Here is a 22,189-nt window from a genome sequence, read left to right as displayed (position 1 = left end):
GGGGGGGGGGCCCCCCCCCCGCCCCCCCCACCCCCTCTCCTCCCGGGGGGCGCGCCCCCCCCCCCGCCCCCAAATTGACCTGGGGGGGGGGGGGGGGGGGGCGGGCCCCCCCCCCCCCCGCGACAGCATGGTCAGGCGAGGGTGCAGGCGGTGCCGTTGAGGGTGAACACGGACGGCTTGCCCGCGTTCCCGGTGTGGGTGGCCTGGAACCCGATGTCGACCGAGGTGCCCGGCGCGATCGCCGCGTTGTAGGAGACGTTACGCGCGGTCACCGCCCCGCTCGACGGGGAGAAGCTGGCGTTCCAGCCACCGGTGATGGTCTGCCCGCCCGGCAGCGTGAACGTCAACGCCCACCCGTTGACGGGGGCGCTGCTGGTGTTGGCCACCGAGACGGACGCGGTGAGCCCGTTGCCCCAGGCGTTGACCGTGTACGTGACGCGGCACGCGCCGGACGGGGGCGGGGTGGTCGGTGGCGGCGTGGTGGGCGGCGCCGTCGTGGGTGGCGCGGTGGTGGGCGGCGCGGTGGTCGGTGGCGCGGTGGTCGGTGGCGTGTCGCCGCCGATGCTGCCGGGCACCGACCGGAGCGCGTCGTACCAGGCCACGGCCATCTTGCGATAGCCGGTGGCGTTGGGGTGCACCCCGTCGGCCAGGTCGCTGAGCGTCAGGGCGCGGTACATGTCGACCAGGTGGACGCGCTTGCCGGCGGCGGCCCTGGCCTGCACGATCCCCGGGATCGCCGCGTTGTAACCCCGGACCACGTTGTCCGCCCCCGACTTCGGGATGATCGTCGCGACAAACACGTCCGCGTTCGGGGCGGTGTTGGTGATCCGGTCGACGAGGGTGGCCAGCCGGCCCGGCGCGCCGGACGTGTCGCCGTACATGTCGTTGGTGCCGATGTGCAGCAGCACGGTCCGGGGGTTCGTGGCCCGTAACCAGTTGACGACGTTCGCGTCGATCTGGGCGATGGTCCACCCGGAGTGGCCCTGGTGGTCGTGGTCGCCGAGGCTGGCGGGACCGTTGAACTGGGAGCCGACGAAGTCGATCCGGTAACCACCGGCCGTGAACCGCTGCCAGAGTTCGATCCGGTATCCACCCGCGACGTTGAACCCGTCGGTGATCGAGTCGCCGAGGGGCATCACGCGGACGCCGCCGTTGGATTCCGCGTTCGCCGGGGCGGTCGCGATCGGTACGGCCGCGGCCACCGCCGCGACGGCGGCCAGGGCCGCCCACCACAGGCGGGCCCGTCCGGGCCTCGACGTCGGCGCGGTGGCGATGGGCGGCGGAGGGACGGGGTGGCCGAGCGTTGGACTGCTCATGGGACTTCCTCTGGTGGTGAGGGTGCGCGACGACAGCGGCCACCGGGAGGACGGTCGCCGCCAGGACGCGGTACGCGGGGGAGCGGGCTGCGGGGAACGACCAGGAACCCGGACTTCTGCACTGGTGGTCGTGGCGCTGATGCTTGTCATCGATGCTCGGGGGTGACGGATCGATGGACGGTGGCGGAGTGTTGCCCTGCACCTCGCCTGACGCACCTTAACGTGGCATCGCCGACACCGGCAAGAGATCGGTGTCCGACTATGATTCGTGGCCCGGGAGCCGTCCGGACGGGCCGGCCGGGTGCAGCATCGAGCCGAGCCACCGCAGCTGACGCCGGACGTGCACGGCCTCGCCGCCCTCGTGACCGTTGAACGGGTAGACGTGCATCTCGCGCGCGGGCTGAACCGGCGGCCGGGCCGCCGCCGCGTACTGGTTGTAGGCGGCGAAGCCGGTGCTCGGCGGGCAGACGGTGTCCCGCAGCCCGATCCCGAAGTGCGCCGGCGCCGTGGCCCGGCGGGCGAAGCTCACCCCGTCGACGTAGGACAGGGTGCGCCACACCGCGTCCTCGGCCTCCCGGTGCACGGCCAGGTAGCGGGCGATCTCGCCGTACGGCGCCGGTTCGCTGAGCTGGACGGCCCGCCGCATGTCGCAGAGGAACGGGGCGGTGGTCAGCACCGCGCCCAGATCGCCGACCAGGCCGGCGACTGCCAGGGCCAGGCCGCCGCCCTGGCTGTTGCCGACCGCGGCGACCCGGGCGCCGTCGACCCCCGGCAGGGCGCGGACCGCCTCGACCGCCCGGACCGCGTCGGTGATCAGACGCCGGTAGTGGTAGTCGCGCGGGTCGAGGATCCCCCAGGTGGCCGGCCAGGGGCCGCCGGGTGCGCCGTGCGGGTCGACGGTGTCCCCGGGAGCGTACTGGCCGGCCTGGCCCCGGTTGTCCATCAGCAGGTGGGCGTACCCGGCCGTGGGCCAGGTCAGTCGCTCGTGGGGCAGACCGCGCCCACGGCCGTAGCCGGCGTACTCGACGACGGCGGGCAGTGGCTCGGACACCCCGGCCGGGCGGGTGTACCAGGCCCGGACCGGGTCGCCGCCGAAGCCCGCGAACGTGACGTCCCAGGAGTCCAGCAGCCGCAGGTCGGTGGGCTCTGGACGGACGTCGACGAGCACCGGTCGGGCGGACGCCTCGGTGCGGGTGTCGCGCCAGAAGTGGTCGAAGTCGTCGGGTTCGACGATGTCCGGGGCGTACCGCTGGAGGTCGTCGAGCAGGGCGGCGGCGTGGGGCACGGGTCCTCGCAGGGGCTCGGGTCAGTGCGGGCTGGCGGGGGGTGCGGTGCTCTCCCGGACGATCAACTCGGTCACCAGGTCGATCCGGCTGGTCGCCGGCTCGTTGCCCCTGGTCAGGTCGAGCAGCATCTGGGTGGCGATGCCCGCCATGTCGCGCAACGGCTGGTTGATCGTGGTGAGGGCCGGGTCGGTCCAGGTGGAGACCGGCAGGTTGTCGTACCCGATCACCGACAGGTCCTCGGGCACTCGCAGGCCGCACTGGCGGGCGGCCCGGAGCACCCCCATGGCCTGGGTGTCGGAGCCGGCGAAGATCGCCGTGGGTCGGGACGGCAGGCGGAGCAGTTCCAGCCCGTGGGCGTGCCCGGCTCCCGCGGAGAAGCTGCCGTAGCGGACCAGTTCGCGGTCGACCACGAGCCCGGCCTCCTCGTGGGCCGACTGGAAGCCGGCAGCGCGGGCTCGGCTGCAGAGCACATCGGGCGGCCCGGAGATGATGGCGATCCGCCGGTGCCCCAACTCCAGGAGGTGCCGGGCGGCCAGCAGGCCACCGTTCCAGTTGTTCGAGCCGACGGTGGGTACGGAGGCCGAGGTCGCGCTGTCGGTGTCGACGACGACGAACGGTATGCCCTGACGCCGCAGGTGCTGCTGTTGGGCCTCGGCCAGATGGGACAGGACGAAAACCACGCCCAACGGGCGGTCGGCGAGGATCGCGTCCAGCCATCGCGCCGGGGGGCGGTGCGCGCCGTTGAGCTGAGCCACCGACAACCCGATGCCGGCCGCGGCGGTCACCGCCTCGACACCGCGCAGGATCTCCATGGCCCATCCGGTGTCGAACTCGTGGAACACGAGATCGATGCGCCCCCCGCTGGTCGAGGGTCGCCGGGTGCGGCGCTGGTACTGGTGGCGATCGAGGCTCGCCTCCACGCGCGCTCTGGTGCCCGGGGCGACATCGCCCCGTCCGTTGAGGACCTTGGAGACCGTGGCCACCGAAACGCCGACGTCGTGGGCGATTGTCGCGATGGTGGTGGAGGCGGGTGGATCGAGCGGGCGGTGCTCTGTCATCGCAGCCCCAGGCAGCATCCGAAATTTTCGGGAGACCTTAACACGATCGGCCCATCACGCCAGCCGATGCGACACCGGCCCGGCCCGCTCTGCGACCGCCGGAGTCCAGTTGAGACCCTTGACACTCATCGATGGGGCACTTAGGTTGCCGAAAAGGTTGCGCAGGCTTCCGGAAAGTTTCGGATCGGTCGAACGTCCGCCACGGAACTGGTTCCACCAGGGCTCGGGGATGTGGCCGGAGCTAAGGGGTCATGGCATGAGAAGTCAGTTGCCCGTGCACAGCGACGCCGCGCCGTGGCGCGATCCGCGGCTGTCGCCGACCGAGCGGGCCGAGGCGCTCCTGCCGTTGATGACACTGGAAGAGAAGATTGCGCAACTCATCGGCGTCTGGGTCGGCGCGGACGCCTCCGGCGAGGGCGTCGCCCCACACCAGTCCGACATGATCAGCGAACTTCCGCCGTGGAACAGCCTCATCGAGTACGGGTTGGGCCAGCTCACCCGGCCGTTCGGCACCGCGCCGGTCGACCCGGTCGTCGGCGCCCGGTCGCTCGCCGCCTCCCAGGCGGAGATCGTCGCCGCCAGCCGGTTCGGCATCCCGGCCCAGGTGCACGAGGAGTGCCTCACCGGGTTCGCGGCCTGGCGGGCCACCGTCTACCCGACCCCGCTGAGCTGGGGCGCGTCCTTCGACCCCGACCTGGTCGAGGCGATGGCCGACCGGATCGGGCGCTCCATGCGCGCCGCGGGCGTGCACCAGGGGCTCGCGCCGGTCCTCGACGTCACCCGCGACTACCGCTGGGGCCGCACCGAGGAGACGATCGGCGAAGACCCCTACCTGGTGGGGACGACAGGTGCCGCGTACGTGCGGGGCCTGGAGGGCGCCGGTGTCGTCGCCACCCTCAAGCACTTCGCCGGCTACTCCGCCTCCCGGGGCGGGCGCAACCACGCGCCGGTGTCGATGGGTCGTCGGGAGCTGACCGACGTGATCCTGCCGCCGTTCGAGATGGCCCTTCGGTTGGGCGGCGCCCGCTCGGTGATGAACTCCTACGCCGAGATCGACGGCCTGCCCGCCGCCGCCGACGAGGAACTGTTGACCCGCCTTCTCCGCGACGAGTGGGGTTTCACCGGCATCGTGGTCGCCGACTACTTCGCCGTCCGCTTCCTGGAGACCCTGCACCGAGTCGCCGCCGACGCCGCCGACGCCGCCCGGCTCGCCCTGCGGGCCGGGATCGACGTCGAGTTGCCCACCGTGGACGCCTTCGGCGCCCCACTGGTCGAGGCGGTACGCCGCGGCGACGTCGACGAAGCGCTGATCGACCGGGCGCTGCGGCGGGTGCTCATCCAGAAGATCGAGATCGGCCTGCTCGACGAGGACTGGCAGGTGCTCCCCGACGACGTGGCGAACCTGCGACTCGACGACGAGGCCAGCCAGGACGTGGCCGTCCGCCTGGCCCGGGAATCCGTCGTGCTGCTGCGCAACAGCGGTGTCCTCCCGCTGGCCGTCGGGAGCCGGGTCGCCCTGATCGGCCCGGTCGCCGACGACCCGATGGCCATGCTGGGCTGCTACTCGTTCCCCAACCACGTGGGCATCCACCACGGTGACCACGGGCTCGGCCTGGAGATCCCCTCGCTGCGCGACGAGCTGGCCCGACGCGTCCCCCTGCTCAGCCACGAGCCGGGCTGCGCCATCACCGGCGAGGACACCTCCGGCATTCCGGCCGCGGTCGCCGCGGCAGCTGCCGCCGACGTGTGCGTGCTCGCCGTCGGCGACCGGGCGGGAATGTTCGGCCGGGGCACCTCCGGCGAGGGCTGCGACGCCGTCGATCTGCGGCTGCCCGGCGTCCAGGGCGACCTCGTCCGGGCCGTCCTGGCCACCGGCACCCCGGTCGTCCTGGTGCTGATGACCGGTCGCCCCTACGCGCTCGGCCCGGAGGTCGACACCGCTGCGGCCGTGGTGCAGGCGTTCTTCCTCGGGCAACTCGGCGGGCAGGCGCTCGCCGAGGTGCTCACCGGCGCGGTGAACCCGTCCGGACGGTTGCCGGTCAGCGTCCCCCGCGACGCCGGTGGCCTGCCGGGCACCTACCTGGCGCCGCCGCTCGGTCGCCGCACCCAGGTCTCCTCGGTCGACCCCACCCCGGCGTACCCGTTCGGCCACGGGTTGAGCTACACCACCTTCGAGTGGACCGACGCCACAGTGGTTGGTGCGGCCGACGAGTCGCCGGACGCGCCGGCGGCCTGGCCGGTGGACGGCGAGGCGCGGGTGCGCGTCACCGTCACCAACACCGGCGACCGGGCCGGCACCGAGGTGGTGCAGCTCTACCTGCACGACCCGGTCGCGCAGACCACCCGCCCGGTGGTCCGGCTGGTCGGCTACACCCGACTGCCGCTGGAGCCCGGCGAGGCGGCGCACGTGACGTTCGGCGTACCCGCCGACCTGGCCTCGTTCTGCGGCCTGTCCGGCCGGCGGATCGTCGAGCCCGGCGACGTGGAGCTGCGCTTCGGCCGGTCGAGCGGCGACGTGGCGGCCACCCTGCCGCTGCGGCTGACCGGCGTCGAGCGCCAGGTCGGCCACCAGCGGGACCTGCTCACGTCGGTGCGGGTGGAGCCCCTCGTGGCCGTCCCGCATCCCGCCTAGGAGGGGCCGAGGATGACATCGACCTTACGGCCACCGCCGCCGGCGCCACCCCGGTCGCCGGCGGAGGCGGCCAGCCCCGCCCCGCGGGCGCCGCGCCGTCGCCGGAGCTGGCGCCAGGCGCTTCGCCGGGACTGGCAGCTCTACTCGTTGGCCATCCTGCCGCTGCTGTTCTTCCTGATCTTCCGGTACCTACCGATGCTCGGGAACATCATCGCGTTCCGTCGGTTCAAGCCGGGCGGCAGCATCTTCGGTGAGTACTGGGTCGGCCTGCGGTACTTCCGGATGTTCCTGAGCGACCCGACGTTCTGGGAGGTCTTCACCAACACGCTGGTGCTCGGGACGCTGACCCTGCTGTTCTGCTTCCCGCTGCCGATCGTGCTGGCGCTGATGCTCAACGAGGTGCGCGCCCGCCGGTTCAAGCGGTTCGTGCAGTCGGTGTCCTACCTGCCGCACTTCCTGTCGATCGTGATCGTGGCGGCGATGGTCATGCAACTGACCTCGGTCGGTGGCGCGGCCAACCAGCTCGTCGGCCTGTTCGGCGGGGAGCCGGTGGCCTTCCTGCAGAAACCGGAGTGGTTCCGCACCATCTACGTCTCGTCCGAGGTCTGGCAGACCGTCGGTTGGGGGACGATCCTCTACCTCGCCGCGCTCACCACGGTCGACGAGGACCTGTACGAGGCGGCCCGGATCGACGGCGCGAGCCGGTGGCGCCAGACCTGGCACGTGACGTTGCCGGGGATCCGGCCGACAATGATGACGCTGCTGATCCTCAACATCGGCAGCTTCCTGGCGGTCGGATTCGAGAAGATCCTGCTGCTCTACAACCCGCTGACGTACCCGACCGCGGACGTGGTCTCCACCTATCTGTTCCGCATGGGCTTCCAGTCCAGCAACTTCAGCTACGCCGCCGCCATCGGTCTCTTCGAGGCGGTGATCGGGCTGGTGCTGGTCCTGACGGCGAACCTCATCTCCCGGCGCACGGTGGGGACGAGCCTGTGGTGATCCTCGGTACGAAGAGCGACGCCCCGAAGACCCGGGGGCCGGTGGACAGCCGGGGCTACCGGATCTTCCGGATCGTCAACACGATCGTCCTGATCGGCGTCGTGGTCGTGACGCTGTTCCCGTTCCTCAACATCGTGGCCCGCTCGCTCAGCGAAGAGGCGTACATCATCACGGGGAAGGTGAGCATCATCCCGCGCGGGTTCGACCTGACCGCGTACAAGCTGTTGATGTCCGATGGGTTGTTCTGGACGAACTACCGCAACACGGTGGTGTACACGGTGGTCGCCACGCTCATCTCGATCGTGCTGACCACCTGTTACGCGTACGTGCTGTCGAAGCCGCAGCTCAAGGGGCGCGGCGTCCTGGTCGGCATCGCGCTGTTCACCATGTTCTTCTCCGGCGGCCTGATTCCCAACTACGTGCTGGTCACCAGCCTGGGGATGAAGAACACCATCTGGGCCGTGGTGGTCCCCAACGCCATCAGCGTGTTCAACCTGCTGGTCATGAAGGCGTTCTTCGAGAGCCTGCCGAGTGAGTTGGAGGAGGCGGCGGCCGTCGACGGGCTGAACACGTACGGCATCCTGCTGCGGATCGTGTTGCCGCTGTCGAAGGCGATCATCGCCACGATGGTGCTCTTCTACGCGGTGTCCTTCTGGAACTCGTGGTTCGCCGCGTTCCTCTACATGGACCAGCAGGACCTGCTGCCGGTCACCGTCTATCTGCGCAACCTCATCGCGGGCGCCACCAGCGCCGAGTCCGCCGCCGCCAACGCCGACAAGGTCCAGGCCGCGGCCACCCTTGAGGCCGTGACGATCGTGCTGACCACCCTGCCGATCCTGGCGGTCTACCCCTTCGTCCAACGGTACTTCGTCCGCGGCGTGATGCTCGGCGCGGTCAAGGGGTGACGCCGACGCCGCACCGTTCCACCTCGAATCCCCACCACCACCGAAAGGACGAGCCATGCTCCACAAGACGTGGCGCCGGGTGGCGATAGCCACCGCGGGTCTGCTCGCGCTCACCCTCAGTACCGCCTGTTCCGAGGACCCCGGCGAGTCGACGGACCTCTCGGAGAACAAGGTCGGGGCGATGGCCACCTACGGCGTCGGCGACCAGTTCAAGGCCACCGAGGCGCTCTCCTTCTCCACCCTCTACAACAACCACACGTTCTACCCGCTCAAGGAAGACTGGGCGTTCTGGTCGGAACTGACCAAGCGGACCAACGTCAAGATCGAGCCGGTTGCCGTTCCGCTGAGCGACTACGAGCAGAAGCGCAGCCTGCTGATCGGCGCGGGGGACGCCCCGCTGATCATCCCGAAGACGTACCACCCGCAGGAGGACGCGTTCGTGTCGTCCGGGGCGATCCTCCCGGTGAGCGACTACCTGGATCTGATGCCCAACCTCAAGGACAAGATCGCCAAGTGGAACCTCAAGCCGGAGATCGACAACCTGCGACAGGCCGACGGTAAGTTCTACCTGCTGCCCGGCCTGCACGAGAAGCCCACGCAGGACTACACGGTGCTGGTGCGCACCGACATCATGCAGGAGCTCAACCTCCCCGTCCCGAAGACCTGGGACGACCTCTACACGGTGCTCAAGGCGATGAAGGCGAAGTACCCGAACGTCTACCCGTACTCCGACCTCTTCAGCAAGCCCAACCCGACCGGCGCCCTGCTGAACCTCCTCGGCTCGTCCCACGGCACCTACGCGGGCTGGGACTACCAGCACGCCACCTGGAACCCGGCGGAGAAGAAGTTCACCTACACCGGTTCGTCCGAGCAGTACAAGCAGATGGTCACGTTCCTGCACAAGCTCGTCGCCGAGGGTCTGCTCGACCCGGAGAGCTTCACCCAGACCGACGACCAGGCCCGCCAGAAGCTCGCCAACGGCAAGTCCTTCGTGGTCACCGGCAACGCGCAGACGCTTGTCAACAACCACCGCCCCGACCTGGCCAAGACCCTGCCGAACGCGAAGATGGCCAAGATCCCGCTGCCGATCGGCCCGGCCGGCGAGGTCAATCCGTTCCCCCGGCTGGAGAACGGCATCATGATCTCCTCGAAGGCGCGGGAGAGCAAGAACTTCGTGGCCATGATGCAGTTCATCGACTGGTTGTGGTATTCGGACGCGGGTTTGGAATTCGCCCGCTGGGGCGTCGAGGGCACCACCTTCACCAAGGACGCGTCGGGCAAGCGCACGCTCGTCCCTGACGTCAGTTTCCTGGGGCTCAACCCGAAGGCATCCAAGCACCTGCAGAAGGACTTCGGCTTCCAGAACGGCGTCTTCGCCTACGGCGGCGCGCCCGACCTGGTCCGTGGGTTCTTCTCCCCGGAGGAGCTGGAGTTCCAGAAGGTGATGGACGCCCGCAAGCCGAGGGAGGTCCCCCCGCCGCGCCCGTTCACCGACGAGGAACGCGAGCAGGTGTCGCTCTGGGAGACTCCGCTGAAGGACTTCGTCACCCAGAACACGCTCAAGTTCGCCCTCGGCCAACGGCCCCTCAGCGAGTGGGACGCCTACGTGGCCGAGCTGAAGGCCAAGAACTCCGAGCAGTACATCAACGTGGTCAACAAGGCGTACGAGCGGTTCCAGAAGGACAACGGCTGATCAGCGGGGAGTCCGGGCGGGCGGTCACCAGGCCCGATCGGACTCCCCGAACACCACCGGCCCGGGGCGCGTGTGACCCGCTCACCCTCGGGCCGGACGACCAGAGGACGGCAATGCGCAGTTGCGACCGGAGGGAGCAGCCGTGAGCGCCGCGCGTACCTGGCGACAGTTCGGCGACGGGCCGCTGTCGCGGATCACGTCCCGGGTCTACATCCTGCTCGTCGTCGAGCTGCTTTTCCTGCTCACCACCCTGCCCGGCCTGCTCCCGATGCTGCTGCTGGGCCGTGACCCCAGCAACCTGCCGCTGGCCGCCGTCCTGCTGGTGCCGGTCGGCCCGGCACTCTCGGCCGCCCTGTACGCCCTGCGCCACCAACGCAGCGACCTGACCGACCTACGACCCGCCGCCGTGTTCTGGCGCGGCTACCGGGCCAACCTGCCCGGCGTGCTGCGCGTCTGGGTGCCGACGCTGCTGTGGCTGACCGTGCTCGCCGTGAACCTCGCCTACCGGGGCGCGGTCGGGCTCCCCGGCTGGTGGACCGTGCCGCTGGTCCTGCTCGCGGTGGGTGTGACGCTCTGCGCGGCGAACGCCCTGGTGATCACCTCGCTGTTCGACTTCCGCACCCGGGACGTACTCCGACTGGCCGTGCACTTCCTGGTGCGTACCCCCGGTGTCACCGTCGGCAACGCGCTGCTGGTCGCCGCGGCGGCCGCGGTCACCGCGGTCTTCTCCGAGGCCGTGCTGGCGATGCTCGGTTCGGTAGCGGTCCTGGCGCTCCTGCGCGTCAGCGACCCGATGGTCCGGCTGACCCAGAACGAGTTCCTCCGATGAGCCCGTCCGGCACCGTGCCCTTCGGGGGCGACGACACCCGAACGTGGGGAAGCTGGCGTACGGTGTCGTCGTGCTGAGGGAGGATCGATGAACGCCGAAGAATGGGTGGACCTGGAGCAACTGATGTTCGTCGAGGAGCCGCTGGACACGGACGAGCCGCGCGTACACCCGGCCTGGCTGCCACCTGAGGCTTTCCGGACCCTCGGCGCGCGCCGCGTTCTCGTCCACGGGGACGGGTTGCTCGTCGACACCGTGCTCGACGAGGTGTCGCGGGCCTGCGCGCGCTACGGCGGACGGGTGTGGCACAACCCCTCCTGGGACATCGACGTCGACCTGGTGTTCGCCCTGCGGGGCGCGGGCGAGTTGCCCGGCCCGGCGGTGGAGGCGGCACGTGTTGAGGTCGCCGACGGGACGCTCGGCAAGGAGGGGTTCCTGCTGACCCACGCCGGCCCGGTGACCGTGGTGCTGGCCGACGCGCCCGCCGGCCTGCTGTACGGGCTCTTCCACGTGGTCCGGCTCTGCGCGGCGGCCTTCGACCCGACCCGCCCGCCGGAGCGGCACCGGCCCGCGCTGCGCCGACGGATGCTGAACCACTGGGACAACGTGGCCGTGCACCCGGTGATGGGCCAGGTCGAACGGGGCTACGCGGGCGGCTCGATCTTCTGGCAGGACGGCCGGTCGCGCCGCGACCTGGCGCGCATCCGCGAGTACGGCCGACTCCTGGCAGCCAGCGGCGTCAACGCCATCTCGGTGAACAACGTCAACGTCGCCCGTACCGAGGCGCTGCTGCTCACCGACCGGCTCGGCGACGTGGCCGAGATCGCCGACGTGCTGCGTCCGTACGGCATCCGGGTGTACCTGTCGGTCACCTTCGCCGCGCCGATGGTCCTCGGTGGCCTGTCGACCGCCGACCCGCTGGACGAGAAGGTGCGGGGCTGGTGGGCGGAGACCACCCGCAACGTCTACGACCGCATTCCCGACTTCGGCGGCTACGTGGTGAAGGCCGACTCGGAGGGGCAACCCGGCCCGTTCACCTACGGACGCGACCACGCCGACGGGGCCAACCTGCTGGCGGACGCGCTCGCCCCGCACGGGGGAGTCGTGCACTGGCGGGCGTTCGTCTACAACCACCACCAGGACTGGCGGGACCGGTCGACCGACCGGGCGCGCGCCGCGTACGACCACTTCGCCCCACTCGACGGGCGGTTCCGCACCAACGTGATCCTCCAGGTGAAGTACGGTCCGGTGGACTTCCAGACCCGCGAGCCGATCTCCCCGGTGATCGCCGCGATGCCCGCCACCCGACTGGCGGTGGAGTTGCAGGTCACGCAGGAATACACCGGCCAGCAGCGACACATCTGCCACCTCGGTCCCTGGTGGAGTGAGGTGCTGCGCTTCGCCCTCTGGGGGCCGGGCGGACGCTCGGTGGCCGACGTGGTGGCGGGGGCGGCGGGCGCCGGCGGTGGCCTCGTCGCGGTCGCCAACACCGGCGACGACAGGTTCTGGACCGGGCACCCGTTGGCGCAGGCCAACCTGTACTCGTTCGGGCGGCTCGCCTGGAATCCGGAGCTGGACCCGACGGCGGTCCTCGACGAATGGATGACGCTGACCTTCCCGCCGTCCGCCACCGCCGACCCGGCCCTGGTGCGGCGGACGCTGCACGAGATCATGGACGACTCGTGGCGCACCTACGAGCGGTACACCGCCCCGTTGGGCGTTGGGTTCATGGTCAACCCCGATGGCCACTACGGCCCCGGCGTCGACGGGTACGAGTACTCGCGGTGGGGCACCTACCACTTCGCCGACCGCGACGGCGTCGGCGTGGACCGCAGCCGTGCGTCGGGCACCGGCTTCGCCGGCCAGTACCCGCCGTACTGGGCCGAGGTGTACGAGACTCCGGAGACCTGCCCCGACGAGCTGCTGCTCTTCTTCCACCATGTGCCGTACCGGCACGTCCTGCGGAGCGGCTCGACTGTCATCCAGCACATCTACGACACGCACTTCGCCGGTGTCGAGGAGGTGGTGGCGATGCGCCGCAGGTGGCAGACGCTGAACGGGATGATCGACCCCGCCGTGTACGAGCGGGTGGCCGAACGCCTCGACGAGCAGGTGCGGTCCGCCACCGAGTGGCGTGACCAGATCAACACGTACTTCTTCCGCAAGTCCGGGGTGCCGGACGAGCGGGGGCGGCGTATCCACTGAACCGGCCGGGCGCCGGTGGCGCGGTCACCAGGGGTGGACCGTGCCGTCCTCCAGCCGGTTCACCGGCAGGTACGCCGGCGAGTATGGGTGACGGGCCGCCGCCTCCTCGTCGATGTCCACCCCGAGACCGGGCGTCTCGGCCGGGTGCAGGTAGCCGTCGGCGAAGTGGTAGCCGTGCGGGAACACCTCGTCGGTCTGCTCGGTGTGCCGCATGTATTCCTGGAGGCCGAAGTTGGGGATGGAGATGTCGAGCTGCAACGCGGCGGCCATGCAGACGGGGGAGAGGTCGGTGGCGCCGTGTGATCCGCTGCGGACGTGGTGCAACGCCGCGAGGTCGAAGATGCGACGCAGGTGGGTGATCCCACCGGCGTGCACCACGGTGGCCCGGATGTAGTCGATGAGCTGCTCCCGGATGAGCTGGGCCGCGTCGAAGATGCTGTTGAACACCTCCCCGACGGCGATCGGGGTGGTGGTGTGCTGCCGGATCAGGCGGAAGCCCTCCTGGAGGTCGGCGGGGACCGGGTCCTCCATCCAGGTCAGCGCGTAGGGCTCCAGGCTGCGGCCGAGCCGGGCCGCCTCGATCGGGGTGAGCCGGTGGTGCACGTCGTGCAGCAGCCGCAGCGTCGGGCCGAACTCGTCGCGTACCTGGGCGAAGACCTTCGGCACGTGCGCCAGGTAACGGGGGGTCGACCAGGTCGCCTCGCTGGGCAACGCCGCGTCCGCCGGCTCGTAGAAGAACTTGTCGGTGCTGACCCCGTACGTCTTGGGTAGGCCCGGCACCCCGCACTGCACCCGGACCGCCCGGTAGCCGAGGTCGACGTAGCGGGCGACCTCCACCAGCACGTCCTCGACGGTCTCGCCGTTGGCGTGGCCGTACACGGTGACGCCCTCGCGCGACCGTCCACCGAGCAGTTGGTAGACCGGCAGGCCGGCGACCTTGCCCTTGATGTCCCACAGCGCGGTGTCCACGGCGGCGATGGCGCTCATCGTGACCGGGCCGCGCCGCCAGTACGCCCCCTGGTACAGGTACTGCCAGGTGTCCTCGATGCGGGCCGGGTCCCGACCGATCAGCAGGGGCGCCACGTGGTCGCGCAGGTACGAGGCGACGGCCAACTCCCGGCCGTTGAGGGTGGCGTCCCCGACCCCGGTCACCCCCTCGTCGGTGACGATCTTGAGAGTGACGAAGTTGCGGCCCGGACAGGTCAGGATGACCCGGGCATCGACGATCCTCACTGAATCTCCTTCGTGCCCGCAGGCGTCGTCGGCGGACGCGCATCGAGGGGCGAGAGGGATGTGAAAGTCCGGCACGTTTCGAGAACCTCCCGATAATAGCCCGCGAGCCGCCACCGACGGTCGGACCCGCCCGTGCGAAGGGTTGCGCAGGTGAGCCCGGAATCCGTTGCGGCGAAAGGTTTCCGGAAGTCTTGACAATCGAGTGCGGTCGATCAAAGCTGACTTCGTCACGCGAGCCGCGGTCAGGGTCGGGCGAAGGGCAGTCCTCGACTTCAGTCCCCTTCCACGCGCCTATCTCCCGAGGGATCGCGATCGATGACACTCAAGACAAGGCTGCTCGGTGCCGCCATGGCGGCCCTGACGCTGGCCGTCGCCGCGCTGACCGTCGCCACCCCGGCGTCGGCGGCGACGTTGACCCAGGTGACCGGCTTCGGCACCAACCCCACAAACCTGCAGATGCACCTGTACGTCCCGGACCGGGTGGCCACCCGACCGGCGATCCTGCTGGCCCTGCACTACTGCACCGGGTCGGGTCCGGCATTCCACTCCGGCACCCAGTACGCGTCCCTCGCGGACCGCTACGGATTCATCGTGATCTACCCATCGGTGACCCGCAGCAGCAAGTGCTGGGACGTGGCGTCTCCGCAGGCCCTGCGCCGTGGCGGAGGCAGCGACCCGGTCGGGCTCATGTCGATGGTCGACCACGTGCGGCAGCGCTACGCCGCCGACCCGGCGCGGATCTTCGCCACCGGCACCTCGTCCGGAGCGATGATGACGAACGTCATGCTGGGTGACTACCCGGACGTGTTCGCGGCGGGCGCTTCCTTCGCCGGTGTGCCGTTCGGCTGCTTCGCCACCGGGGGCAGCTCCGAGTGGAACAGCGAGTGCGCCAACGGACAGCTCATCAGGACCCCGCAGCAGTGGGGGGACCTGGTCCGCGCGGCGTACCCGGGCTACACCGGTCCGCGACCACGCATGCAGATCTGGCACGGCACCAACGACGAGACGCTGCGCTACCCGAACTTCGGCGAGCAGGTCAAGCAGTGGACGAACGTGCACGGGCTGAGTCAGACCCCGACGTACACCGACTCGCCGCAGTCCGGCCACACCCGCACCCGGTACGGCAGCAGCGGCCCGATGGCACCGGTCGAGGCGATCAGCATGCAGGGTGTCACGCACAACCTGCCGGTCGACGCCGCGCAGGTCATCCGCTTCTTCGGGCTGGATGGCACCGCGCCGCCCACCACACCGCCCCCGACGACACCGCCGCCCACCACACCGCCCCCGACCACGCCACCGCCCACCACGCCACCGCCCACCACGCCGCCCCCGACCACGCCGCCCCCGAACGCGGGTGCCTGTCGGGTCGGCTACGCGGTCAACGCCTGGAACAACGGGCTCACCGCGAGCGTGACCATCACCAACACCGGCACGGCCGCCGTGAACGGGTGGGCACTGGCCTTCACGCTGCCCAGCGGGCAGGCCATCACCGGCGGCTGGAACGCGCAGTACTCGCCGACCAGCGGTGCGGTGACCGCCCGCAACGTCTCCTACAACGCCACCATCGCCCCGAACGCCTCGGTCGAGATCGGCTTCCAGGCCACGCACGGAGGCGGCACCGGCAAACCCTCGTCGTTCACCCTGAACGGCGCCGCCTGCTCGGTGTCCTGACTGTCCCTGCCACCCCACCACCACCACAGAAGGAGCCACACGATGAGAAACACGAGATGGAAGGCGGCATCGAGGGCCGTGGTCGCGCTGACCGGCGCGGGTGCCCTCGCCGTCGGCATGGCGCTGTTCGTGACGGCACCCGCCTCCGCCGGGACCACGCTCGGCGCGTCCGCCGCCGAGAAGGGTCGCTACTTCGGTACGGCGGTGGCGGCGTACAAGCTCTCGGAAAACGCGTACACCACGATCTTGAACCGTGAGTTCAACATGGTGACGCCCGAGAACGAGATGAAGATCGACGCCACCGAGCCGCAGCAGGGTCGGTTCAGTTACGCCTCGTCGGAGCAGATCGTCAACCACGCTCGCAGTCGCGGGATGCAGGTACGCGGTCATACCCTGGCGTGGCACGGCCAGCAGCCGGGGTGGATGCAGAGCATGGAGGGCACCGCGCTGCGCACCGCGATGCTCAACCACATCACGCAGGTGGCGACCCACTTCAAGGGGCAGATCTATTCCTGGGACGTGGTGAACGAGGCGTTCGCCGACGGTAACTCGGGTGGTCGCCGGGACTCGAACCTGCAGCGCACCGGCAACGACTGGATCGAGGCCGCGTTCCGGGCCGCCCGCGCCGCCGATCCGGGCGCGAAGCTCTGCTACAACGACTACAACACCGACAACTGGACCTGGGCCAAGACGCAGGGCGTCTACAACATGGTGCGGGACTTCAAGGCCCGTGGTGTGCCGATCGACTGCGTGGGTTTCCAGTCGCACTTCAACAACGACTCGCCGTACGCCAGCAACTACCGCACGACGCTGTCGAGCTTCGCGGCGCTGGGTGTGGACGTGCAGATCACCGAGCTGGACATCCAGGGGGCGTCGGCGGACACCTACCGCAGGGTCGTCGAGGACTGCCTGGCGGTGGCCCGCTGCAACGGGATCACGGTGTGGGGCATCCGCGACAGTGACTCGTGGCGAGCCTCGCAGACGCCGCTGCTGTTCAACAGCAACGGCTCCAAGAAGCCGGCGTACGACGCCGTCCTCGCCGCGCTGAACAACGGCACCACGCCGCCCACGACGGCCCCGCCCACAAGCGTCCCGCCGACCACCGCGCCGCCCACCACGGCCCCGCCCACCACGGCCCCGCCGACCACGGCCCCGCCGACCACTCCTCCGCCGGGGCAGGGTGGCTGCACCGCGACGGTGACGGTGAACCAGTGGACCGGCGGCTTCGTGGCGAACGTACGGGTGACAGCCGGCTCGTCGGCTCTCAACGGCTGGACCGTGACGATCACGTTGCCGTCCGGCGCGACGGTCACCAACTCCTGGAGTGCCAACGCCAGCGGTACCACCGGCACGACGAACTGGACGAACGTGTCCTACAACGGCCGGGTCGGCGCCGGGCAGTCCACCGAGTTCGGGTTCCAGGGCACCGGCACCGCCGGCAGCCCCAGCCCCACCTGCGCGGCCACCTAGACGGATCACCGGCCCCCGGCCCTCACTGATCAAGAGGTTTGCGTCATCCTGCCTGGCGTGTCATGACGCAAACCTCTTGATCATCGGGCGATGTGGCGGGGAGGAAGGCACCGACATCGGTGCGGAGCAGGCCCACCGAGCTTGATCGATGTTTCCGGTCACGCCTGGGCGACGACGAGGAAGATCGGCACGACAACGAGGATCCGGTTCGCGCTGGCGCGCTCGGCCTGCTCGCCGAGCCAGATCTCCTCGTCGGTGATCCGTTTCACCACGTCGAGCGCGGTGTCGTCAGTGAACACGGCGGTGTGCACCTCGACGATCGGGTCGGTGAACCCGGCGTCGAGCAGCAGGTTGCGATACCTACGGGCAACGCGTGGCGACGGCAGCGAGTCCGCCTTCTCGTGGACCAGCCGACGGGTGGTCTCCGAGTCGTCCGAGTCGATGGCGATCAGGTCCCAGTCCTGCCCGAGCAGCACGGCTCGGCCGCCCGGCGCGAGCACCCGCCGGGCCTCGGCCACGGCTCGTGCCGGGTCGTCGAGCACGTGCAACACCTTGTCCGCCCGGTAGTAGGTGACCGATCCGGTCTCCAGCGGCAGCTCGGTGGCGTCGCCGACCTGGAACTCGCCGGCCGGCCAGCGCTTACGGGCCATGGCGATCATCTCGGGATCGAGGTCGACACCGAGCGCGTGGGCTCCGCGCTCGGCCAACTCGGCGACGGCGCGGCCGCTGCCACAGCCGACGTCGACGACGGTTCGGCCGGTGAGGTCGCCGAGTAACTCGTAGGAACGGGCTCGCAGTTCGACGGCCGCGGGCTTGCTCTCGATGGCATCGAGGACAGCTAGAAGACTGGACATGCCCGCCATGCTCGGACTTAATGTCGACGTGAAGTCAAGCATGATGACAATCGGGGACGTGGCCGACCACTTTGGCCTGCCAGCGCACGTACTGCGGCACTGGGAGTCGGTGGGCCTGCTCTGCCCCGCCCGGGTCACCGGCGGTCGTCGCCGCTACACCCGCGACGACCTGTTCCGGGTGGCCTCGATCCTGCGCGCGAAGCAGGCCGGCCTGTCGCTGCCGGACATCCGGGCGTTCCTCGCCGCGGGGGACCCCGCCGTTCGCAAGGGCGTGCTGCGCCGCAACCACGGCGTGCTGCGAGCCAGGATGGCGGCGCTGCAGTCGGCGCTCGATCTGTTGGAGGCCGGGCTGAACTGCTCACATGAGGACGTCACGACCTGCCCGAACTACCGCGGCCAGTTGGCGGAGCTGGTGGAGGTCGGGGGCAGCGGCTAGTCGCCGGAGTATCCCCAGAAGTAGATCTCCTCCGGCTTGCCCTGCTCGTCGTGCAGGACCGCGCAGCGGCCGAACCAGGCCTGCGAGGCCAGCCCTTTGATCGCGTCCAGGTGCTCGCGGGTGAGTCGCTCGGTGCCGGCCTCGCGCAGCGCCTCGGCGGCGCTCACCGGCTCGACCGTACCGAAGTCGGGCTTTTCGCGCTCGGCCAGGACCCGGTAGACGTCGAGGATGGAGTGGGTGCCCATTTCCTGCACCCACTCGTCGTTGAACAGCTCTTCCATCGTGGCGGGGCGATGGGGATAGTCGCTGGCCACGTTGGGGGTCTCACCCCGGGCCCACCAGTAGTCGCCCTCGGCGAAGACGGTGTCCCGCAGGGCGTCCAACGCCGCGTCCAGGTCTGGCTGGTACGCCACAAGGTAGCTCCATCCGGATGCGCCCACCGCTGCCTCTTTCCTCCAGCTCCCAACAGTGCCGGCACGGTAGCGGGCAGCACCGACATCGCGACCACGACGTGCGCGTGGCGTTTGTCGCGCCCAACCCGTACGGCCGCCTTGATCAGGTGTGATGTCAGGGCTGGTCCCGGACATAAGCCCGATAGGGGGTGCTGCGGACGTGGTGGAGGAACAGTTCACCGAGCTGTACAGGCGTCATCACGATCACGTGTGGCGGTATGTGGCTCGCCGGGTCATCGGGTCCGACGTCAGTGACGTGGTCGCCGAGGTGTTCCTGGTGGCGTGGCGTCGCCTGGCCGACGTGCCGCCCGCTTCGGTGCTGCCGTGGCTCTACGGCGTGGCCCGATTGGTGCTGGCCAACGAGGCGAGGGGGCGACAGCGGTGGCGGGAGTTGACGCTGCGGGTCGCGGCGGAGCCGGGCCGGTCGGTGGAGGACGACCACGCCGACGAGGTGATCAGCCAGCGTGACGTCGTGACCGCCTTCGCCCAGGTGTCCGACGCTGACCAGGAGATCCTGCGGCTGGTGGCCTGGGAGCGGCTGACCCCGACCGAGGCGGCGGTGGTGCTCGGGTGCTCGAGAGCGACGTTCGCGATGCGGTTGATGCGTGCCCGCCGTCGGCTTCGGGCGCGGTTGGATGTGACCGCTGACGGGGTGAGCCGACCATCGGCCGAGGCGCCGTCGATGAATGTGGGTGGGTGACATGAAGACCCTCGATGAAGTACGCCAGTTGCTGGGTGGCCTCGATCCGGCGCGCGACGTTCTTCCCGCCGACGAGCAGCGCCAGGCTGCGGACCTCGCTCGTATCCTCGCCACGGATCGTGCGCGGTCCACCGGTCGTCGTGTCCTCCCGCGACGCCGCTTCGTGCTGGCGGCCGGCGCGGCGGTGCTGGTGTTGGCAGCCGGGATCGTCACGCTTGAGGCGGTGCGGGAGCCGCAGCCGGTGTGGGCGGTCACCCCGGCGATGCTGACCTACGGCCCGGCGCCGACCACGGAACGGGCCGACGTTCGGCTGCGCCGCCTGGCCGGGGTGGCGGCCGCACAGCCGACGGCACCGAGGCCGGCGGGAACGGTGGAGCACCTGGAGTCGGCGAACTGGTTCCTCAACTCCTCGACCTCCGGTGGCCGGACGACGTCCGCCGTCGTACCGCAGCAGTGGCGGTCCTGGCGAACCGACGACGACGCCGGCCGGATGGTGAAGAAGGAGCTGCCGCCAGTCTTCCGCGCCGAGGCCGACCGGAAGGAGTGGCAGCGGCGGGGCGGTCGGGTCGACTTGTCCCGAGAGACGACCGACTACGCCGCTGGTGAATTCACGCCGGGCTGGCCGGGTGCGGTGCCGACGGACGTCGCGACGCTACGGACGTGGCTGGACGCCGGCAGCCCACCACCCGAGGCGCCGGTGCAGTATCTGGAGGATGTCGCTCAGTTGGCCGGTGTGCGGCTGCTGAATCCGGCGCAGCGGGCCACGACGCTGCGGCTGCTGGCCGACCTTCCGGGCATCACCGTGACCGGGACCGTCACCGACCGGGCCGGCCGCGCCGGTGAGGCGTTCTCGATCACGTCCAGCGCCCATGGGCTGCCCGCCCAGTACACGGTCATCATCGACCCCGACTCGGGTGTGCTGCTCGGCTACGAGGAGGTGTTGACCACCACGGCGGGCAGGTTGAACGTGACGATCCCCGCGGTGATCACCTACCGGTCGTATCTGGTCGCGGAGTACGTCCCGTTGCCAGGCTGAACGGCTCAGCCGTCGATGCGGGTGATGTTGCGGATCTTGTTGGACGCGTCCAGGGCGGCCACCTTGTACGCCTCGGCCAGTGTCGGATAGTTGAACACCGCGTCGATCAGGTAGTCGATCGTGCCACCGCAGCCCATCACCGCCTGCCCGATGTGGACGATCTCGGTGGCGGCGGTGCCGAACACGTGCACCCCGAGCAGCCGGCCGTCCTCGGGGGAGACGAGCAGCTTGAGCATGCCGTACGAGTCACCGACGATCTGACCTCGGGCCAGCTCCCGGTAACGCGCGATGCCGACCTCGAACGGAGTCGAGGTGTCGGTGAGCTGCGCCTCGGTCTGCCCGACGAAGCTGATCTCCGGGATGGTGTAGATGCCGATCGGTTGCAGGCCGTGCATCTCCCGGATCGGTTCGCCGCAGGCGTGCTGGGCCGCCAGTCGACCCTGCTCCATCGAGGTGGACGCGAGCGCGGGAAAACCGATCACGTCGCCGACCGCGTAGATGTTGTCCACCGAGGTGCGGTAGTTGGCATCCACCTTGATCCGGCCGCGTCGGTCCGCCTCCAACCCGGCCGCCTCCAGGGCCAGGTCGTCGGTCTGACCCTGCCGACCGGCCGAGTACATGACCGTGTCCGCGACGATCTTCTTGCCGCTCTTGAGGATGCACAGCGCGGCGGTCTGGTGCTTCTCCACGGCGGCGACCTCCTCGCCGAAGCGGAACGCCACGGACAGGTCGCGCAGATGGTATTTGAGCGACTCGATCACCTCGTCGTCGCAGAAGTCGAGCATCCTTTCGCGGCGCTCCACCACCGTCACCTTGGTGCCGAGCGCGGCGAACATCGACGCGTACTCCATGCCGATCACGCCGGCGCCGACCACGACCATGCTGCGCGGGACGGCCTGCAGGTTGATGACGCCGTCGGAGTCCACGATCGTCCGGTCGTCGAAGTCGACGCTGTCCGGGCGGGCCGGGCGGGTGCCCGCCGCGATGATGATTTTGTCGAAGGTCACCCGCGACTCACGGCCGGAGCCGCCGTCGACCCAGATCGAGTGCGCGTCCGCGAAGCGGCCGGTGCCGGTGATCAGCGCGACCCGGTTGCGGGCCAGTTGATTGAGGATGACGTCGGTCTGCCGGGTGATCACGTGCTGGGTCCGGGCCGCCAGGTCGCTGACCGTGATCTCTTCCTTGACCCGGTAGTTGCTGCCGTAGAGGTCTCGCTGACTCAGCCCGGTCAGGTAGAGGACGGCCTCGCGCAGCGTCTTGGAGGGGACCGTGCCGGTGTTGATGCACACCCCACCGATCATGTCGCGGCGGTCGACGATGCCGACCCGCCTGCCGAGCTTGGCGGCAGCGATCGCGGCCTTCTGACCGCTGGGTCCGGAGCCCAGCACCAACAGGTCGTAGTCATACACAACCG

The 22,189-nt window shown here is 70.0% G+C and carries 18 protein-coding genes; 11 read left to right on the top strand and 7 right to left on the bottom strand.

Going from position 1 to position 22,189, the window contains the following annotated elements; translation table 11 throughout:
- Window positions 1–131: 131 nt before the first annotated feature.
- The 3 genes from AB0A90_RS27000 to AB0A90_RS26990 all read right to left on the bottom strand — a co-directional run bounded on the left by AB0A90_RS27000 (window position 132) and on the right by AB0A90_RS26990 (window position 3,660).
- Window positions 132–1,316 carry a cellulose binding domain-containing protein gene (locus AB0A90_RS27000; RefSeq protein WP_357253435.1) on the bottom strand — a complete coding sequence of 395 codons (1,185 nt, stop codon included), beginning with the start codon at window positions 1,314–1,316 and terminating at the stop codon, window positions 132–134.
- Between the two features lie 259 nt (window positions 1,317–1,575).
- Window positions 1,576–2,601, bottom strand: a complete 1,026-nt coding sequence (locus AB0A90_RS26995) for an acetylxylan esterase (RefSeq protein ID WP_357253433.1) — start codon at window positions 2,599–2,601, stop codon at window positions 1,576–1,578.
- A gap of 21 nt (window positions 2,602–2,622) precedes the next feature.
- Window positions 2,623–3,660, bottom strand: coding sequence for a LacI family DNA-binding transcriptional regulator (locus tag AB0A90_RS26990; protein WP_357253431.1), 1,038 nt, complete (start codon window positions 3,658–3,660; stop codon window positions 2,623–2,625).
- 256 nt (window positions 3,661–3,916) lie between these two features.
- Here AB0A90_RS26990 and AB0A90_RS26985 point away from each other — a divergent pair, with 256 nt between their 5' ends.
- The 6 genes from AB0A90_RS26985 (at window position 3,917) to AB0A90_RS26960 (ending at window position 12,923) form a co-directional block, all read left to right on the top strand.
- A complete protein-coding gene (locus AB0A90_RS26985; RefSeq protein ID WP_357253430.1) occupies window positions 3,917–6,292 on the top strand; it encodes a glycoside hydrolase family 3 N-terminal domain-containing protein in 2,376 nt (791 codons plus the stop codon).
- A gap of 12 nt (window positions 6,293–6,304) precedes the next feature.
- Window positions 6,305–7,294, top strand: coding sequence for an ABC transporter permease subunit (locus tag AB0A90_RS26980; RefSeq protein WP_357253428.1), 990 nt, complete (start codon window positions 6,305–6,307; stop codon window positions 7,292–7,294).
- The gene (locus tag AB0A90_RS26975; RefSeq protein ID WP_357253426.1) at window positions 7,291–8,199 is read left to right on the top strand and encodes a carbohydrate ABC transporter permease; all 909 of its coding nucleotides are present in this window, start codon (window positions 7,291–7,293) and stop codon (window positions 8,197–8,199) included. The genes AB0A90_RS26980 and AB0A90_RS26975 overlap by 4 nt, the downstream gene beginning before the upstream one ends.
- A 55-nt stretch (window positions 8,200–8,254) precedes the next feature.
- A complete protein-coding gene (locus AB0A90_RS26970) occupies window positions 8,255–9,892 on the top strand; it encodes an extracellular solute-binding protein (protein WP_357253424.1) in 1,638 nt (545 codons plus the stop codon).
- Window positions 9,893–10,034: 142 nt separating this feature from the next.
- On the top strand, window positions 10,035–10,721 hold the full coding sequence (locus AB0A90_RS26965) for a DUF624 domain-containing protein (protein ID WP_357253422.1): 687 nt from the start codon (window positions 10,035–10,037) through the stop codon (window positions 10,719–10,721).
- 87 nt (window positions 10,722–10,808) lie between these two features.
- Window positions 10,809–12,923 (top strand): alpha-glucuronidase, encoded by a 2,115-nt coding sequence (locus AB0A90_RS26960; RefSeq protein ID WP_357253420.1) that lies wholly within the window; start codon window positions 10,809–10,811, stop codon window positions 12,921–12,923.
- Between the two features lie 24 nt (window positions 12,924–12,947).
- Here AB0A90_RS26960 and manD read toward each other — a convergent pair whose 3' ends face one another.
- Window positions 12,948–14,156, bottom strand: a complete 1,209-nt coding sequence (gene manD, locus AB0A90_RS26955) for a D-mannonate dehydratase ManD (RefSeq protein ID WP_357253418.1) — start codon at window positions 14,154–14,156, stop codon at window positions 12,948–12,950.
- A 315-nt stretch (window positions 14,157–14,471) separates the two neighbouring features.
- On the opposite strand from manD, the gene AB0A90_RS26950 reads away from it, so the two are divergent.
- Window positions 14,472–15,827: a PHB depolymerase family esterase gene (locus AB0A90_RS26950; protein ID WP_357253416.1), complete on the top strand. Its 1,356-nt coding sequence runs from the start codon at window positions 14,472–14,474 to the stop codon at window positions 15,825–15,827.
- A gap of 117 nt (window positions 15,828–15,944) precedes the next feature.
- Window positions 15,945–17,297, top strand: coding sequence for an endo-1,4-beta-xylanase (locus AB0A90_RS26945; protein WP_357253450.1), 1,353 nt, complete (start codon window positions 15,945–15,947; stop codon window positions 17,295–17,297).
- Window positions 17,298–17,455: 158 nt separating this feature from the next.
- On the opposite strand, the gene AB0A90_RS26940 is transcribed toward AB0A90_RS26945, so the two are convergent.
- A complete protein-coding gene (locus tag AB0A90_RS26940; protein WP_357253414.1) occupies window positions 17,456–18,151 on the bottom strand; it encodes a methyltransferase domain-containing protein in 696 nt (231 codons plus the stop codon).
- Here AB0A90_RS26940 and AB0A90_RS26935 point away from each other — a divergent pair.
- Window positions 18,120–18,587 carry a MerR family transcriptional regulator gene (locus tag AB0A90_RS26935; protein ID WP_357253412.1) on the top strand — a complete coding sequence of 156 codons (468 nt, stop codon included), beginning with the start codon at window positions 18,120–18,122 and terminating at the stop codon, window positions 18,585–18,587. The two genes, AB0A90_RS26940 and AB0A90_RS26935, sit on opposite strands and share 32 nt — an antisense overlap.
- Here the strand turns inward: AB0A90_RS26935 and AB0A90_RS26930 are convergent.
- Window positions 18,584–19,000 (bottom strand): hypothetical protein, encoded by a 417-nt coding sequence (locus tag AB0A90_RS26930; protein ID WP_357253410.1) that lies wholly within the window; start codon window positions 18,998–19,000, stop codon window positions 18,584–18,586. The two genes, AB0A90_RS26935 and AB0A90_RS26930, sit on opposite strands and share 4 nt — an antisense overlap.
- A gap of 199 nt (window positions 19,001–19,199) precedes the next feature.
- On the opposite strand from AB0A90_RS26930, the gene AB0A90_RS26925 reads away from it, so the two are divergent.
- Window positions 19,200–19,739 carry a sigma-70 family RNA polymerase sigma factor gene (locus AB0A90_RS26925; RefSeq protein WP_357253408.1) on the top strand — a complete coding sequence of 180 codons (540 nt, stop codon included), beginning with the start codon at window positions 19,200–19,202 and terminating at the stop codon, window positions 19,737–19,739.
- Window position 19,740: 1 nt separating this feature from the next.
- On the top strand, window positions 19,741–20,775 hold the full coding sequence (locus AB0A90_RS26920) for a CU044_5270 family protein (RefSeq protein WP_357253407.1): 1,035 nt from the start codon (window positions 19,741–19,743) through the stop codon (window positions 20,773–20,775).
- A gap of 5 nt (window positions 20,776–20,780) precedes the next feature.
- Here AB0A90_RS26920 and sthA read toward each other — a convergent pair whose 3' ends face one another.
- Window positions 20,781–22,184, bottom strand: coding sequence for a Si-specific NAD(P)(+) transhydrogenase (sthA, locus tag AB0A90_RS26915; RefSeq protein WP_357253405.1), 1,404 nt, complete (start codon window positions 22,182–22,184; stop codon window positions 20,781–20,783).
- Window positions 22,185–22,189 lie beyond the last annotated feature (5 nt).

The sequence above is a fragment of the Micromonospora sp. NPDC049204 genome, assembly GCF_040647935.1.
GTDB lineage: Bacteria > Actinomycetota > Actinomycetes > Mycobacteriales > Micromonosporaceae > Micromonospora.
The sequence above is the reverse complement of the archived record's forward strand: the minus strand, read 5'-3'. Positions and strand labels throughout refer to the sequence as shown.